Here is a 15,314-nt window from a genome sequence, read left to right on the forward strand (position 1 = left end):
ACAAGTGGCACGCGTCAAGCGGGCAGTCAACGCCCACAAGAAGCGCCGGGCGATCCTGGAGCAGGCCTCCGGCTACCGTGGTCAGCGTTCGCGCCTGTACCGCAAGGCCAAGGAGCAGGTCACCCACTCGCTGGTCTACAACTACAACGACCGCAAGAAGCGCAAGGGCGACTTCCGTCAGCTGTGGATCCAGCGCATCAACGCCGCTGCCCGCGCCAACGGCATGACCTACAACCGCTTCATCCAGGGTCTGAAGGCCGCGAACGTCGAGGTCGACCGCAAGATCCTGGCCGAGCTGGCCGTCAACGACGTGAACGCGTTCGCCGCGCTCGTCGAGGTCGCGCAGAAGGCGCTGCCGTCGGACGTCAACGCGCCCAAGGCCGCGTGACGCCGCGCTGAGCTTCAGCCGAAATAACCCCGGGACCCGCAGGCTGTTGGCTTGCGGGTCTCGCTGTTGAGGTTCCCCGGCGCGTTTTCGGCCGCGGGTGCGTCGGGGTTGCTCGCGCCCACGCGGCGGAGCCGCAGATCAAGCACAGCCCCGCGCTCCTTGCGGGGCGCTGAAGCAGACGTTCTCTGGAAAGTGAAGAAAGCATGGCCCCTGCCGTCCCCGAGTTGATCTCTCCCCGTTCCGCCCGTGTCGCCGCCGCGCGGCGGCTCGCCAAGCGGAATTTCCGGGGGAAGGACCGGCTGTTCCTCGCGGAGGGGCCGCAGGCCGTGCGGGAGGCGGCCGCGCATCGGGACGGCGGGCAGGCGACGCTGGTCGAGCTGTTCGCCACGGTCGAGGCCGCGGAGCGGTACGCCGACATCGTCGGAGAGGCCCGTGCCGTCGGCGCCCGGGTGCATCTCGCCGCCGAGGACGTCATCGCCGACATCTCCACCACGGTCACCCCGCAGGGGCTCGTCGGCGTCTGCCGGTTCCTGGACACCCCGTTCGAGGACGTCCTCGCCGCCCGCCCCCGGCTGGTCGCCGTGCTCGCGCACGTCCGCGACCCCGGCAACGCGGGCACCGTGCTGCGCTGCGCGGACGCCGCGGGCGCCGAGGCGGTCGTCCTCACCGACGCCTCCGTGGACCTGTACAACCCCAAGGCCGTCCGCGCCTCCGTCGGCTCCCTCTTCCACCTCCCGGTCGCCGTCGGCGTCCCCGTGGAGGAGGCCATCGAGCGGCTCAAGGGCGCCGGGGTGCGCATCCTCGCCGCCGACGGCGCAGGCGACCGCGACCTGGACGAGGAGCTGGACAAGGGCACCATGGGCGGCCCCACCGCCTGGGTGTTCGGCAACGAGGCCTGGGGGCTGCCGGAGGAGACCCGCGAGCTCGCCGACGCCGTCGTACGGGTGCCCATCCACGGCAAGGCCGAGAGCCTGAACCTGGCCACGGCCGCCGCCGTCTGCCTGTACGCCTCGGCTCGTGCGCAGCGCGCCCCCGGAGGGTGCCGTTCCGTCACCCAGAGCTAGTAGGGTGGCCAGCTCGGGGCCCTGCGCCGTATGAGAGGTGGGGTACGGGGATGAGTGTGGCCGGCACGAGCACCGGGCCGGAGGGACGGGACACGCGGGGCGCACCCGCGTCCTCGTGCGGTGCGGGCGGACTCGATCCCGACCAGCTCCCCGACGGACTGGTGGTCGCCGACGAGCGGGGACGCGTCGTCGGGTTCAACGCGGCCGCGGAGCGCATCACCGCCGTACCCGCCGCCGACGCCCTCGGGCAGCCGCTGGAGAAGGCGCTGCCGTTAGAGGACCTGGAGGGGCGCCGCTGGTGGCAGCTCACCGACCCCTACGGGGGCCTCTCCACCCGGACCCGGCAGCCCGAGCGCAATCTGCTGCTGCCCGGCGGCCATGAGGTGCTCGTCACCGCCCGGTACGTCCGCACCGCGCCCCTCGGCCCCGTGCACCGTCTGATCATCTGCCTGCGGGACACCGAGGCCCGCCGCCGCACCGAGCGCAGCCACGCCGAGCTGATCGCCACCGTCGCCCATGAGCTGCGCTCCCCGCTGACCTCCGTCAAGGGTTTCACCGCCACGCTGCTCGCCAAGTGGGAGCGGTTCACCGACGACCAGAAGCGGCTGATGCTGGAGACCGTCGACGCGGACGCGGACCGGGTCACCCGGCTCATCGCCGAGCTGCTGGACATCTCCCGGATCGACTCGGGGCGCCTGGAGGTGCGCAGGCAGCCCGTCGACATAGGGGCCGCCGTCTCCCGCCACATCCAGGCGTACGTCGCCGCCGGGCAGAGCGCCGGGCGCTTCCTGCTGCGCATCGAGCAGCCGCTGCCCGATCTGTGGGCCGACCCCGACAAGATCGACCAGGTGCTCAGCAACCTGCTGGAAAATGCCGTGCGGCACGGCGAGGGAACCGTCACCATTGACATCACGCCCACGGCGTCCCCCCGCGAGGGCGAGGAGGCCGGCACATCGGTCACGGTGAGCGACGAAGGGCCCGGCATCCCGGAGGAGTCCATGAACCGCGTCTTCACCCGCTTCTGGCGGGGCAGCAAGCGCGGTGGCACCGGACTGGGGCTGTATATCGTCAAGGGCATCGTCGAGGCCCACGGCGGCACCATCACGGTCGGCCGCGCCCGCGGCGGCGGCGCCGAGTTCCGATTTACGTTGCCCGTGAGCGCCCCGGCGTATCTCGCCTAGCGGCCCACGGGCTCTTCGGACAGCTCCACCCCGTTAGACTCGGCCTTTGGCACCTTTGTGTCCTGCACACGGCCCTCGCGAGTCGAGTCGGTGACGGGGACCATCCGCCAGCAATCGGAAGCATGGAAGAGATGTCGGCACCCAATAAGTCGTACGACCCTGTCGAGGTCGAGGCGTTGAAACCGGAAGAGATCGAGCGCATGCGGGACGAGGCGTTCGCCGCCTTCGCCGCCGCGGACTCCCTCGACGCGCTGCACGAGGCCAAGGTCGCCCACACCGGCCCCGCGTCCGCGCTCTCGCTCGCCAACCGCGAGATCGGCGCCCTGCCCCCGCACGCCAAGGCCGAGGCCGGCAAGCGCGTCGGCATGGCCCGCGGCGCCGTCAACAAGGCCCTCGCCGCCCGCCAGACCGAGCTGGAGGCCGAGCGCGACGCCCGGGTGCTCGTCGAGGAGGACGTCGACGTCACGCTGCCGTACGACCGCGTCCCGGCCGGCGCCCGGCACCCGCTGACCACGCTGTCGGAGCGCATCGAGGACATCTTCGTGGCCATGGGCTACGAGGTCGCCGAGGGCCCGCAGGCCGAGGCCGAGTGGTTCAACTTCGACGCCCTGAACATCGGCCCGGACCACCCGGCCCGCGGTGAGGCCGACACGTTCTTCGTGCAGGGCCCGGACGGCGGCGCCGAGTCGGGTGTGGTCCTGCGCACCCACACCTCGCCCGTGCAGATCCGCTCGCTGCTCGACCGTGACCTGCCGGTCTATGTGATCTGCCCCGGTCGCGTCTACCGCACCGACGAGCTGGACGCCACGCACACGCCCGTCTTCCACCAGGTCGAGCTGCTCGCCGTGGACGAGGGCCTGACCATGGCCGACCTCAAGGGCACCCTGGACCACATGGTCCAGTCCCTGTTCGGCGCGGGCATGAAGACCCGGCTGCGCCCGAACTTCTTCCCCTTCACCGAGCCGAGCGCCGAGATGGACATGCTCTGCTACGTGTGCAAGGGCGAGTCCGTCGGCAACCCCGACCGTCCCTGCCGCACCTGCTCCAGCGAGGGCTGGATCGAGCTGGGCGGCTGCGGCATGGTCAATCCGCGGGTGCTCATCGCCTGCGGCGTCGACCCGGAGAAGTACAGCGGCTTCGCCTTCGGGTTCGGCATCGAGCGGATGCTGATGTTCCGCCACAACGTCGAAGACATGCGAGACATGGTCGAGGGTGACGTCCGGTTCACCCGGCCCTTCGGGATGGAGATCTGATGCGGGTCCCGCTTTCTTGGCTGCGGGAGTACGTCGACCTGCCGGCCACCGAGACCGGTCGTGACGTCCAGGCCAAGCTCATCTCCGCCGGTCTTGAGGTCGAGACCGTCGAGCAGCTCGGCGCCGACCTCAAGGGCCCCCTGGTCGTCGGCCAGGTGCTGACCATCGAGGAGCTGGAGGGCTTCAAGAAGCCGATCCGCTTCTGCACGGTCGACGTCGGCCAGGCCAACGGCACCGGTGAGCCCCAGGAGATCGTCTGCGGCGCCCGTAACTTCGCGGTCGGCGACAAGGTCGTCGTGGTGCTGCCCGGCGCCACCCTGCCCGGCGGCTTCTCCATCGCCGCCCGCAAGACGTACGGCAGGGTCTCGCACGGCATGATCTGCTCCAGCGACGAGCTGGGCATGGGCGAGGACAGTACCCACGGCATCATCGTGCTGCCGCCGGAGACCGAGGTGGGCAAGGACGCCATCGAGCTCCTGGAGCTGGTGGACGAGGTCCTGGACATCGCCGTCACCGCCAACCGCGGCGACTGCCTGTCCATCCGCGGTGTCGCCCGCGAGACCGCCATCGCCTACGGCCTGCCGCTGCGCGACCCCGCCCTGATCGACGTGCCCGCGCCCAACGCGTACGGCTACCCGGTCCAGGTCTCCGACCCGTTCGGCTGCGACCGCTTCACGGCGCGCACCGTCACCGGTCTGCGCCCCGAGGCCCGCTCCCCGCTCTGGCTCCAGCGCCGGCTCCAGAAGGTCGGCATGCGCCCGATCTCGCTGGCCGTCGACATCACCAACTACGTGATGATGGAGCTGGGCCAGCCGCTGCACGCCTACGACCGCTCCTCGGTCCAGGGCACCATCGGGGTGCGCCGTGCCCAGGAGGGCGAGAAGCTCGTCACCCTGGACGGCGTCGAGCGCACGCTGCACGCCGAGGACCTGGTCATCACCGACGAGCGGGGCCCCATCGGCCTCGCCGGTGTGATGGGCGGCGCCAACACCGAGATCGCCGACCACGGCGAGGACGCGGAGAACGCGACCACCGAGGTCGTCATCGAGGCGGCCCACTTCAACGCGATCTCCGTCGCGCGCACGGCCCGCCGGCACAAGCTGCTGTCCGAGGCCTCCCGCCGCTTCGAGCGCGGGGTGGACCCGGCCGCCGCGGCCGCCGCCGCACAGCGCACCGTGGACCTGCTGGTGCTGCTCGCGGGCGGCACCGCCGAGGCGGGCGTCACCGAGGTCATCGCGCCCTCCGCGCCGCACACCATCACCGTCCCGGCGGACCACCCGGACAAGGTCGCGGGCGTCACCTACGGCCGCGAGACCGTCGTACGCCGCCTCCAGGAGGTCGGCTGCGACGTCTACGGTCAGGACGAGCTGATCGTCACCGTGCCGTCCTGGCGGCCCGACCTGACGGACCCGAACGACCTCGCCGAAGAGGTCATCCGGCTGGAGGGCTACGAGAACCTGCCCTCCACGCTGCCCAAGCCCCCCGCGGGCCGCGGTCTGACCGCCCGCCAGCGGCTGCACCGCCGCATCGGCCGCGCGCTGGCCGGGGCCGGCTATGTCGAGGCGCTGAACTACCCGTTCCTCGGCGAGCAGGTCTTCGACCAGCTCGGTCTGGACGCGGACGACCCGGTCCGCCGGGTGGTCAAGCTGGTCAACCCGCTCAGCGACGAGGAGCCCGCGCTCCGTACGACGCTGCTGCCGGGCCTGCTGGGCGCGCTGCGGCGCAACACCGGCCGCGGCGGGCACGACCTGGCCCTGTTCGAGACCGGTCTGGTCTTCCACCCGCGCGAGGAGCGCCGGGCCGCCGGGCATCTGCCGGTGGACCGGCGTCCCACCGACGAGGAGATCGCGCGGCTGAACGCCGCGCTGCCCGAGCAGCCCCGGCACGCCGCCGTCGTCCTCACGGGCGCCCGTGAGCAGGCCGGCTGGTGGGGCAAGGGCCGTCCGGCCGACTGGGCCGACGCCGTCGAGGCCGCGCGCACCGTGGCCCACGAGGCGGGTGCCGAACTCGTCGTGCGCAAGGGCCGGTACGGCCCCTGGCACCCGGGCCGCTGCGCCGAGCTGCTCGTCGTCGTGAAGGGCGCTGAGCGGACCGTGGGGCACGCGGGCGAGCTGCACCCGCGTGTCGTCAAGGCGCTGGGCCTGCCGGAGCGCACCTGCGCGATGGAGCTGGACCTGGACGTCCTGGAGGAGGCCGGCGACGGCATCCCGATGGCGCCGAGCATCTCCACCTTCCCGGTCGCCACGCAGGACGTCGCCCTCGTGGTCGACAAGCCGGTGCCGGCGGCCGAGGTCGAGGACGCGCTGCGCGCCGGTGCCGGTGAACTGCTGGAGTCCATCCGGCTGTTCGACGTCTACGAGAACGCCGAGCAGCTGGGCGAGGGCCGTAAGTCGCTGGCGTACGCGCTGCGCTTCCGCGCCCCCGACCGGACGCTGACGGTGGACGAGGCGTCGGCGGCCCGGGACGCGGCCGTCGCCCTGGCGGGCGAGCGCACCGGAGCCGTGCTGCGCGGCTGACCGCCCTAGCGCGAGGAGCGCGCCCGGTCACGGACTTCCGTGGCCGGGCGCGTTTTCGTTCCGGCCGAAGGAACGTTTCTGACGCGCCGTCACCCCCTGCATAAATGCACTCCCACCTGCGCTTTCTCACTCGTTCGAGTGGATATGCGAGGCGATCCAGTCCTCCCGGGCCATGCCGTCGACAGAATCGGACCGGCCTTTCGGGGTCGGTTCGTCCGCTCTGTCAGGGACTCTCCATGGGGGACAGAGGCATGATCCGCATCAAGGCACGGGCACCTACCGCGCGAGGCGTCGTGCTTCCCACCCTCTGGGGCGCGCTCGCGGTCGCCTACAAGTTCGGCTGCCCGCTCGCCACCCAGGAGCGGCTCGGCGCCCGTATCGCCACCAGCGTCGTGTTCTTCGGCGTGGGCATCGGGCTGCTGGTCCATGTACGGCGCACGTTGCTGCGGGAGTTGCGGCTCGCCCGGCGGGCGGCGCGGGTCGCGCAGGGCGTGGTGCTGCGGCCGCCGCCCCCGCGGCTGGACGGACTCGGTGTCGCCGCGGCCCAGTTGTCCGCCGACCGGGGCGCGAGCGTCGGTGGCGATCTGTACGAGGCCGTCGCCACCGAGCACGGGGTGCGGGTGGTGATGGGAGACGTACGCGGGCATGGTCTGGACGCTCTCGGCACCGTCGCCGCCGTCCTCGGCAGCTTCCGCGAGGCCGCCCATGACGAGGCCCGGCTCGACGGCGTACTGCGCAGACTGGAGCGGGCGCTGGCCCGGCATCTGCGGGAGCGGGCCCGCGCCGCACACCCCTCGACCGGTGGCACCGCCGACCTCGACCACCCCGTCGCCGAGGAGTTCGTCACCGTCCTGCTCCTGGAGATCGGCCGGGACGGCGCGCTCGGCGTCCTCAACTGCGGGCATCCCTGGCCGTATCGGCTCACCGGCACCGCCGTAGAGCCCCTGACCCGCGCCGAACCGCTGCCCCCGCTCGGCCCGTTCCCGCTCCCCGCGGACCTCGCCCCGCACCGCTGCGAGCCGTTGCGGCCCGCCGAGTCGCTGGTGTTGTTCACCGACGGCGCCGAGGACGCCCGGGACGCCCGGGGCCGGTTCTTCGCCCTGCCCGACGCACTGCGCACCGCCGTACGGGACCAGCCGGCCTCGCCCCAGCGGGTGTTGCGGACCGTCTTCACCGCGCTGCTGCGGCACACCGGAGGCACCCCCACCGACGACGTGGCCCTGCTGGTGCTGCGCAATGAGCGGGGACCGGCGCCGAGGGCGCGGGAGCCGGCCCGACCGGCCACCACCACACACGGCTGAGGGTTCCCGCCAGGCCACCGCTGTAGGAGGGGGAGCCGGTGACCTGGCGGGCCTCTTGAGGAGGACCACCAGTGAACCGGCCCGGCCACGCTCCGCGACAGCGCGCGCACGCCCCGGATGCGGGCATTCGGTTCACACCCCGTGTGAAGGCATGGCCACTACGCTGACGGCATCAGGCACTCGGGGGTCATCCCATGCAGCCCAACACGCTCCTTGACGCCATCCTGGACGAGGCGGGGATCTCGCACGCCGGTCTCGCCGCCCATGTGAACCAGGCGGGACGCCGTCGGGGCCTCGCGCTCCGCTATGAACACACCGCCGTGGCGCGGTGGTTGAAGGGCCAGCGGCCACGCGGTCAGGTGCCCGACCTGATCTGCGAGGTACTGGCCGCCCGGCTGCACCGCCCCGTCACCCTGGACGACATCGGTCTCGGCGTGCCCGGCCGGCCCGGCACCGCCTCCACCGGCACCCTGTCCGGCTTCGTGGAGCGGGCCACCGCCCTGTGGCGCTCCGACGAACAGCAGCGCCCCCATGTGCTGGGCGCCCCGGCCGTCACCGGCACCCCCGCCGTGATGCCGGTATGGGAGTGGGAGAACCCGCCGGAGGACACCGATGTGTCCCGGGGCGGCAGACACCGGGTCACGGCGGCCGACATCGAGACGCTGCGCGCGGCCCGTGCCCACTACGAGCAGATGTACCGCAAGGCCGGCGGCATCGCGACCCGCGCCCGGATCGTCGGCTTCCTCAACGCCGAGGCGGCACCCCTGCTGCGCGGCAGCTACACCGATGCCACCGGGCGCCAACTGCACCGCGCCACCGGCGGGTTGGTCGCCGTCGCCGGGATCTGCGCCTACGACTCCGACGCGCACGGACTCGCCCAGCGCTACTTCCACCAGGCGCTGCGGCTCGCGAAGGCCAGCGGGGACCGGGGACTTGGCGCCTATGTCATAGCGTTGCTGGTCAACCAGTCCCTGTTCATGCGGGAGTTCCGGCAGGCGGTGGCCTTCGCGGAGGCCGCGCTGCGCACCGCGGGACGGCACATCACCCCCGCGCTCGCCTCCGATCTGTACGCGATGCAGGCCAAGGCGTACGCGCATCTGGGCGACGCGGGCAGCGCGCTCGCCTGCATCCGGCGGGCGGAGAGCGCCGCCGAACGCATCCGGCGCGGCCATGAACCCGACGAGACCGGCTATGTACAGCCCGGGCTGGTCAATGTGCAGGTCGCCGAGGCACTGCTCAGCCTGGGTGAACTCGCCGCCGCCCGGGAGCACGCGGCGGCCGCCGTGGACAACCCCGCCCACGACCGGGGCCGGGTGCACCGGCTGGCCATGCTCAGCACCATCGAACTGCGCCAGGGCAACGCGGAGAAGGCCGTGGTCACCGCCGTGCAGATGGCCGAGCAGGCGCGCGGTATGGAGTCCCAGCGGCTGCGCGACCGGCTGCGCGCGGTGCGCGAACATCTGGCGCGCTGCGGGTCGCCCGGCACCACCGAGGCCGCCGAACTCATCGACGGAGCGCTGCGCGTGCCCCTGTAGACGCCCTGTGGGCGCACGGCCGCTGCTGCGATATTGCCACCTACCCCCCGAAAGGTGGCAGAACCGTGCAGTGGACGAAACAGAACGAACAACCCGTGTATGAAAACCGCTGGTTCAGCGTCAAACTCGCAGATGTCGAGCTGCCCGACGGCCGGCATCTGGACCACTTCCTCATCCGGATGCGCCCGGTGGCCGTCGCCACGGTCGTCAACGAGGCCAACGAGGTGCTGCTGCTGTGGCGGCACCGCTTCATCACCGACAGCTGGGGCTGGGAACTGCCCGCGGGCGTCGTCGAGGACGGCGAGGACATCGCGCGCGCGGCCGCCAGGGAACTGGAGGAGGAGACCGGCTGGCGGCCGGGGCCCCTGCACCACCTGATGACGGTGGAGCCGTCCAACGGCCTCACCGACGCCCGGCACCACATCTACTGGTCCGACCGTGGCGAGTACCTCGGGCACCCCGTGGACGACTTCGAGTCGGACCGCCGGGAGTGGGTGCCCCTCAAGCTCGTCCCCGACCTGATCGCCCGTGGGGAGGTCCCGGCCGCCAACATGGCGGCCGCGTTACTGCTGCTGCATCACCTCAGGCTCGCCGAGGGCTGACGCGCCGAGGGGCGCCCGGCCGAGGGCTAATGGGCGCGCAGGGCCGACCAGACGGTCACCACGAGCGCGCCGAGCGCGGTCAGCGCGGCGAGCGAGGGCAGCGGCCAGCGCGTGTGCTCCAGCGAGACCATGCGGGAGTTCAGCTCGTCCAGCTCCTTGGCGGTCTCCTCGGTACGGTGACCGAGCAGGGCGAGTCCGCCCTCGACCCGGGCGTAGGCCACGTCCAGTCGGCGCCGTAACTCTGCGAGTTCTCCATGGACCACGGGATGCTCCGGATCGCCGGTCAAGGGTCCACTCCTTTCCGTAGTCGAACGGGGGGTTCCGCACCCCCTTGCATGCGCATGAAGAGTGAACTCGCCTGGTGGTCGCGTGGGGAGCGTGTGCGATGAGGCTCTGCGGGCCCGCCGCGCACACGGTGTGTGAAACGGATGTGCCCGGCACCGAATCCGGTGCCGGGCACGTCTGTTGGTAGCTGAGCGTGATCAGCCGTAGGTGTAGAAGCCCGAGCCCGTCTTGCGGCCCAGGCGGCCCGCCTCGACCATGCGCTGGAGCAGCGGGGGAGCGGCGTACAGCGGCTCCTTGTACTCGGCGTACATCGAGTTGGCGATGGAGACGATGGTGTCCAGGCCGATCAGGTCGGACAGCTTCAGCGGGCCCATCGGGTGGGCGCAGCCCATCTCCATGCCGTTGTCGATGTCCTCGCGGGAGGCGATGCCCGACTCGAACATCCGGATCGCGGAGAGCAGATAGGGCACGAGCAGCGCGTTCACCACGAAGCCCGAGCGGTCCTGGGCGCGGATGGCGTGCTTGCCGAGCGCCTTCTCGGCGAAGGCCTGGGCGCGGCTGAGGGTGCCCTCGGAGGTGGTGAGCGCGGGGATCAGCTCGACCAGCTGCTGCACCGGGGCCGGGTTGAAGAAGTGGATGCCGACGACATGATCCGGGCGCGAGGTGGCGACCGCGAGCTTCACCAGCGGGATGGAGGAGGTGTTGGAGGCCAGGATCGCGTCCGGCCGGGTCACCACCTGGTCGAGGACCTGGAAGATCTCGGTCTTCACGGCCTCGCTCTCCACGACCGCCTCGATCACGAGGTCGCGGTCGGCGAACTCGCCGAGGTCCGTGGTGAAGCTGAGCCGCGCCTGGGTGGCGTCCCGCTCCTCCACGGAGATCTTGCCGCGCTCGGCCGCCTTGGACAGGGAGTTGTGCAGCCGGGTGCGGCCGATCTCCAGGGCCTCGCCGGTGGTCTCGGCGACCTTCACGTCCAGGCCCGCGCGGGCGCACACCTCGGCGATGCCCGCGCCCATCTGGCCGCAGCCCACGACTCCGACGCGCTCGATGTCGGTCACATCGTCCCCTTCGCTGTTCTCCGGCTTGGCTGGCAGACCTCCGGGTTTCGGCGCCTGCTCCGATCGTGCACGTTACCGCGAAGTATCGATGATCGATCGTCTGGGTGCGGGCATTCTTGGCCACGGAGACCATCCGTGACCGAGCGGATCCGGAACGTCAAGGAAAGTGGCCGATGGGACCCATCTCACGCCGGGCCTTCGCCCTCGGGACGCTGTCGGCGCTGACCACGACCGGATGCGGGGCGGCGACGACCGGAGCCGCGGAGATCAAGCCGCCGGTCAGGAGGACCGGGGCCGAGGGCGCCACCGGCCTGCGCGCCGCCACCGAGATGCGGGGCGTGTGGATGGCGACCGTCGAGAACCGGGACTGGCCCTCCCGCCCCGGCCTGACCGCCGCCGCGCAGCAGGAGGAGCTGATCGCCCATCTCGACCGGGCGGTCCGCAACCGGCTGAACACCGTGCTGCTCCAGGTGCGGCCCACCGCCGACGCGCTGTGGCCCTCGCCGTACGAGCCCTGGTCCCAGTTCCTCACCGGCACCCAGGGCCGCGACCCCGGCTGGGACCCGCTGGGCACCGCCGTGCGCGAGGCCCATGCCCGGGGTCTCCAGCTGCACGCCTGGTTCAACCCGTACCGGATCGCGAACCACACCGACCCGGGCCTCCTCGCCGCCACCCACCCGGCGCGCGTCCACCCCGACTGGGCGGTGCCGTACGGCGGCAAGCTCTACTACAACCCGGGCCTGCCCGAGGTGCGCGCCTTCGTCCAGCGGGCGATGCTCGACGCGGTCGCCCGCTACCCCGTCGACGCGGTCCACTTCGACGACTACTTCTACCCCTATCCCGAGGACGGGGAGAGTTTCGCGGACGACGACGCGTACCAGCGCCACCGGGGCGCCTTCACCAGCCGGGCCGACTGGCGCAGGAACAACATCGACCTGCTGGTCCAGGAGATGGCGGCGGGCATCAAACGGGTCCGGCCCGCCGCCCGGTTCGGGATCAGCCCCTTCGGGGTGTGGCGCAACGCGTCCACCGACCCGCTCGGCTCCGACACGGACGCGGGCGCGCAGACGTACGACGACCTGTACGCCGACACCCGCACCTGGGTCCGGGAGAACCGGATCGACTACATCGCGCCCCAGCTCTACTGGGAGATCGGCGCGAGCGGCGCGGACTACGCGACGCTGCTGGACTGGTGGGCGCGGACCGCCGAGGGCACCGGGACACGGCTCTATATCGGCGAGGCCCTGTACCGGGCCGGGGCGTCCGGCGCGGACGGGCGCCCCGCGGCCTGGCAGGACCCGGCGGAGCTGACCCGGCACCTCACCCTCGCCGCCCGCCGTCCGCAGGTGGGCGGGCACATCTTCTTCGCCGCCCAGGACATGGCCGACGATCCGATCGGGGCGATGCGCCGCGTGGTCGCGGACCACTACGCGCAACCGGCGAGCCCGCCCCGCTGAACCGACGCGGGCACCGCAGGCATCGGCGGACCCCGGTGCTTACCGCTGCCCGTCCTCCTTGTGTTTGACCTGGCAGTCGGGCCCCGGCGACATGATCGCCTCGTGCCCGTCCGTGAACCGGACCCGGTAGGGCGGATTGCCCTCCTGACCCATCACCTCGACGACTTCGGACTCCTGGTCGTGTTGGCCGACCACCCTGCCGTGCTGGACAAGCCGGTCGCCCTTGGATGCGCGCATCTACAGGCCCTCCTCAACGATCACGACCGCTGGGTGACGGCGATGCACACGAGCACGGCGACGGCGGTCAGGGGAGCGGCCGCCGTGAAGTGTTCGCCCAGCAGCAGCGCCGACCACACCAGTGTGAGCAGGGGCTGAGCCAACTGCAACTGGCTCGCCCTGGGCACCCCGATGGCCGCCATCCCCCGGTACCAGACGACCAGCCCGAGGAACTGCGAACCCAGCGCCACCCAGAGCAGTCCGGCGATCCCGTGGGCGGTCACCCGGTACGGCTCGTACGACAGCGCCAGCGCGGCGGCCGGCAGCGTCAGCGGCAGGCACAGCACCAGCGCCCAGCCGATGACCTGCCAGCCCGGCATCTCCCGGGCCAGCCGTCCGCCCTCGGTGTACCCGGCGGCGCACACCAGCAGGGCCGCGAACAGATAGCCGTCGGCCGCGGTGAGCGCGCCCCCGCTCTGCACCACCGTGAACGTGAGCACCGCCACCGCGCCCGCCACCGCCGCGAGCCAGAACCGGCGGGAGGGGCGATGGCCGGTGCGCAGCGCCGAGCAGACGGCCGTGGTCAGCGGCAGCAGGCCCACCACGACGGCCGCGTGCGCGGTGGTGGAGGTGCGCAGCGCCAGCGTGGTCAGCGTCGGGAAGCCGAGAACCACGCCGAGCGCCACGACGGCGAGGCCGCGCAGGTGGCGCCGCTCGGGCGGCCGTACCTTCAGGGCCAGCAGGGCGCCGCCCGCGACCAGTGCGGCCAGGGCGCTGCGCACGGTCACCAGCGTCCAGGGGCCGAAGCCCTCCAGGCCCCAGGCGGTGGCTGGGAAGGTGAGGGAGAAGGCGGCGACGCCGAGGGCGGCGAGCGCGGTGCCGAGCGTTCGGCGCTCCGGCCGGGGAGCGGTGACCGCTATCGGTCCGGCATCAGTAGCGCTACTCTGTGTCTTCATGCATGAGCGTAGCAGTGTGGGTGAACTGGCGGAACAGCTGCGAAGGGAGCTGGACCGCTACTCGCCAGGTGGGAAGCTGCCATCGAGTCGGGCGCTGGTCGAGCGGTTCCGGGTGAGCCCGGTGACCGTCTCACGGGCGCTCGCCCAGCTGGCCGCCGAGGGGCTGGTGGTCACCCGGCCCGGCGCGGGCGCCTTCCGGGCCCGGCCGCGTACCCCGGAGGCGCCGGCCGGGGACACCTCCTGGCAGGAGGTCGCGCTGAGCGCCGACGGCGCCGCCGACCTCGTACCGCGCACGGTGGACGCCACCGGGGTCACCGTCTCGCTCGCCGCCCCGCCGCCCGGGGTGCTGGAGTTCAACGGCGGCTATCCGCACCCCTCGCTCCAGCCCGAGCGGGCCATGGCGGCGGCGCTGGCCCGCGCGGGGCGACGGCCCGGCGCCTGGGGGCGGCCACCGCTGGAGGGGCTGCCGGAGCTGCGCGAGTGGTTCGCGCGGGAGATCGGCGGCGCGGTCACCGCGGCCGGGGTGCTGATCGCGGCGGGCGGTCAGTCCGCGCTGGCCACCGCCCTGCGCGCGCTCGCCCCGCCCGGCGCCCCGGTGCTGGTCGAGTCGCCCACCTACCCCGGCATGCTGGCCCTCGCCCGCGCGGGCGGGCTGCGCCCGGTCCCGGTGCCGGTGGACCGCGACGGGGTACGGCCCGAACTGCTCGCGGACGCCTTCCGGGCCACCGGCGCCCGGGTGTTCGTCTGCCAGCCCCTCTTCCAGAACCCGACCGGCGCGGTCCTCGCCCCCGGCCGGCGCGCCGAGGTGCTGGGCATCGCCCGCGCGGCCGGCGCCTTCGTCGTGGAGGACGACTTCGTACGGCGCCTCGTGCACGCCGACGCGGGCCCGCTGCCCCGCCCGCTGGCCGCCGACGACCCGGACGGTGTGGTGGTGCACGTCGGTTCGCTGACCAAGGCGACCTCGCCCAGCTTCCGGGTGAGCGCGCTCGCCGCGCACGGGCCGGTGCTCGAACGGCTGCGCGCCATCCAGGTGGTGGACTCCTTCTTCGTGCCCCGCCCGCTCCAGGAGGCCGCCCTCGAACTGGTCGGCTCACCGGCCTGGCCCCGCCATCTGCGCACCCTGTCGGGGGAGTTGAAGGAACGCCGGGACGCCATGACGGGCGCGCTCGCGCTGCGGCTGCCCGAACTCGCCCTGCCGCACATTCCGGTGGGCGGCTACCACCTGTGGGCCAGGCTGCCGGACGGCACCGACGACGACGCGTTCAGCGCCGCCGCCCTGCGCGCGGGCGTGGCCCTCACCCCGGGCCGCCCCTACTTCAGCGCCGAACCCCCGGCACCCTACGTCCGGTTGAGCTTCGCGGCGGTGGCGGGCCTCGGGGAGATCACGGAGGGGGTGCGGCGGCTGCGGGCGGCGTGCGACGAGGTGCTGTAGGGGTTGGCGCACGGGGAGTGACCGGGCGTCGTACGGGAGTTAACGGCTCGCCTCCGGGTCCGGGGCCTGC

Annotated in this window: 14 protein-coding genes; 10 read left to right on the plus strand and 4 right to left on the minus strand. The window is 72.6% G+C overall.

Translation table 11 applies throughout. The annotated features are described in order from the left end of the window. Nucleotides 1-4 precede the first annotated feature (4 nt). From rplT to HEP81_RS30745, 8 genes are all read left to right on the plus strand, one after another. Nucleotides 5-388, plus strand: a complete 384-nt coding sequence (gene rplT / locus HEP81_RS30710) for a 50S ribosomal protein L20 (RefSeq protein ID WP_037651207.1) — start codon at nt 5-7, stop codon at nt 386-388. A 203-nt stretch (nt 389-591) separates the two neighbouring features. After that, nucleotides 592-1,452, plus strand: a complete 861-nt coding sequence (locus HEP81_RS30715) for a TrmH family RNA methyltransferase (protein ID WP_037651205.1) — start codon at nt 592-594, stop codon at nt 1,450-1,452. Nucleotides 1,453-1,502: 50 nt separating this feature from the next. After that, the gene (locus HEP81_RS30720) at nt 1,503-2,633 is read left to right on the plus strand and encodes a sensor histidine kinase (RefSeq protein WP_037651203.1); all 1,131 of its coding nucleotides are present in this window, start codon (nt 1,503-1,505) and stop codon (nt 2,631-2,633) included. A gap of 131 nt (nt 2,634-2,764) precedes the next feature. Next, the gene (gene pheS, locus HEP81_RS30725; protein ID WP_037651201.1) at nt 2,765-3,886 is read left to right on the plus strand and encodes a phenylalanine--tRNA ligase subunit alpha; all 1,122 of its coding nucleotides are present in this window, start codon (nt 2,765-2,767) and stop codon (nt 3,884-3,886) included. Continuing rightward, nucleotides 3,886-6,402, plus strand: a complete 2,517-nt coding sequence (gene pheT, locus HEP81_RS30730; RefSeq protein WP_037651200.1) for a phenylalanine--tRNA ligase subunit beta — start codon at nt 3,886-3,888, stop codon at nt 6,400-6,402. The genes pheS and pheT overlap by 1 nt, the downstream gene beginning before the upstream one ends. A 251-nt stretch (nt 6,403-6,653) precedes the next feature. Beyond that, complete coding sequence (locus HEP81_RS30735; protein WP_037651199.1) at nt 6,654-7,703, plus strand: PP2C family protein-serine/threonine phosphatase; 1,050 nt, start codon at nt 6,654-6,656, stop codon at nt 7,701-7,703. A 194-nt stretch (nt 7,704-7,897) separates the two neighbouring features. Beyond that, the gene (locus tag HEP81_RS30740; protein ID WP_037651197.1) at nt 7,898-9,238 is read left to right on the plus strand and encodes an NsdA family TPR-like regulatory protein; all 1,341 of its coding nucleotides are present in this window, start codon (nt 7,898-7,900) and stop codon (nt 9,236-9,238) included. 65 nt (nt 9,239-9,303) lie between these two features. Beyond that, complete coding sequence (locus HEP81_RS30745) at nt 9,304-9,840, plus strand: NUDIX hydrolase (RefSeq protein ID WP_172427347.1); 537 nt, start codon at nt 9,304-9,306, stop codon at nt 9,838-9,840. Nucleotides 9,841-9,866: 26 nt separating this feature from the next. Here HEP81_RS30745 and HEP81_RS30750 read toward each other — a convergent pair whose 3' ends face one another. Both HEP81_RS30750 and HEP81_RS30755 read right to left on the minus strand, forming a co-directional pair. Further along, entirely contained in the window at nt 9,867-10,127 is a 261-nt protein-coding gene (locus tag HEP81_RS30750) for a hypothetical protein (RefSeq protein ID WP_037651194.1), read from the minus strand. A gap of 195 nt (nt 10,128-10,322) precedes the next feature. Beyond that, nucleotides 10,323-11,183 carry a 3-hydroxybutyryl-CoA dehydrogenase gene (locus HEP81_RS30755; RefSeq protein WP_037651192.1) on the minus strand — a complete coding sequence of 287 codons (861 nt, stop codon included), beginning with the start codon at nt 11,181-11,183 and terminating at the stop codon, nt 10,323-10,325. Between the two features lie 173 nt (nt 11,184-11,356). Between HEP81_RS30755 and HEP81_RS30760 the strand changes: the two genes are divergently transcribed. After that, the gene (locus tag HEP81_RS30760) at nt 11,357-12,640 is read left to right on the plus strand and encodes a glycoside hydrolase family 10-like protein (protein ID WP_037651190.1); all 1,284 of its coding nucleotides are present in this window, start codon (nt 11,357-11,359) and stop codon (nt 12,638-12,640) included. A gap of 39 nt (nt 12,641-12,679) precedes the next feature. Here the strand turns inward: HEP81_RS30760 and HEP81_RS30765 are convergent, their stop codons facing one another. Together HEP81_RS30765 and HEP81_RS30770 are read right to left on the minus strand one after the other, a co-directional pair. Beyond that, complete coding sequence (locus HEP81_RS30765; RefSeq protein WP_037651188.1) at nt 12,680-12,877, minus strand: DUF1918 domain-containing protein; 198 nt, start codon at nt 12,875-12,877, stop codon at nt 12,680-12,682. A gap of 20 nt (nt 12,878-12,897) precedes the next feature. After that, nucleotides 12,898-13,812 (minus strand): DMT family transporter, encoded by a 915-nt coding sequence (locus tag HEP81_RS30770; RefSeq protein WP_037651187.1) that lies wholly within the window; start codon nt 13,810-13,812, stop codon nt 12,898-12,900. Between HEP81_RS30770 and HEP81_RS30775 the strand changes: the two genes are divergently transcribed. Then, the gene (locus HEP81_RS30775) at nt 13,811-15,244 is read left to right on the plus strand and encodes an aminotransferase-like domain-containing protein (RefSeq protein WP_172637007.1); all 1,434 of its coding nucleotides are present in this window, start codon (nt 13,811-13,813) and stop codon (nt 15,242-15,244) included. The genes HEP81_RS30770 and HEP81_RS30775 overlap by 2 nt on opposite strands. Nucleotides 15,245-15,314: the final 70 nt, after the last annotated feature.

Source organism: Streptomyces griseofuscus, assembly GCF_014673495.1.
GTDB lineage: Bacteria > Actinomycetota > Actinomycetes > Streptomycetales > Streptomycetaceae > Streptomyces > Streptomyces murinus.

What these genes read in the sequence shown, in the direction of transcription:
- HEP81_RS30715 (WP_037651205.1), top strand. Translation starts at nt 592, where the DNA reads ATGGCCCCTGCCGTCCCCGAGTTGATCTCTCCCCGTTCCGCCCGTGTC.
- HEP81_RS30735 (WP_037651199.1), top strand. Translation starts at nt 6,654, where the DNA reads ATGATCCGCATCAAGGCACGGGCACCTACCGCGCGAGGCGTCGTGCTT.
- HEP81_RS30760 (WP_037651190.1), top strand. Translation starts at nt 11,357, where the DNA reads ATGGGACCCATCTCACGCCGGGCCTTCGCCCTCGGGACGCTGTCGGCG.
- pheT (WP_037651200.1), top strand. Translation starts at nt 3,886, where the DNA reads ATGCGGGTCCCGCTTTCTTGGCTGCGGGAGTACGTCGACCTGCCGGCC.
- HEP81_RS30770 (WP_037651187.1), bottom strand. Translation starts at nt 13,812, where the DNA reads ATGAAGACACAGAGTAGCGCTACTGATGCCGGACCGATAGCGGTCACC.
- HEP81_RS30720 (WP_037651203.1), top strand. Translation starts at nt 1,503, where the DNA reads ATGAGTGTGGCCGGCACGAGCACCGGGCCGGAGGGACGGGACACGCGG.
- HEP81_RS30765 (WP_037651188.1), bottom strand. Translation starts at nt 12,877, where the DNA reads ATGCGCGCATCCAAGGGCGACCGGCTTGTCCAGCACGGCAGGGTGGTC.
- HEP81_RS30775 (WP_172637007.1), top strand. Translation starts at nt 13,811, where the DNA reads ATGCATGAGCGTAGCAGTGTGGGTGAACTGGCGGAACAGCTGCGAAGG.
- HEP81_RS30740 (WP_037651197.1), top strand. Translation starts at nt 7,898, where the DNA reads ATGCAGCCCAACACGCTCCTTGACGCCATCCTGGACGAGGCGGGGATC.
- pheS (WP_037651201.1), top strand. Translation starts at nt 2,765, where the DNA reads ATGTCGGCACCCAATAAGTCGTACGACCCTGTCGAGGTCGAGGCGTTG.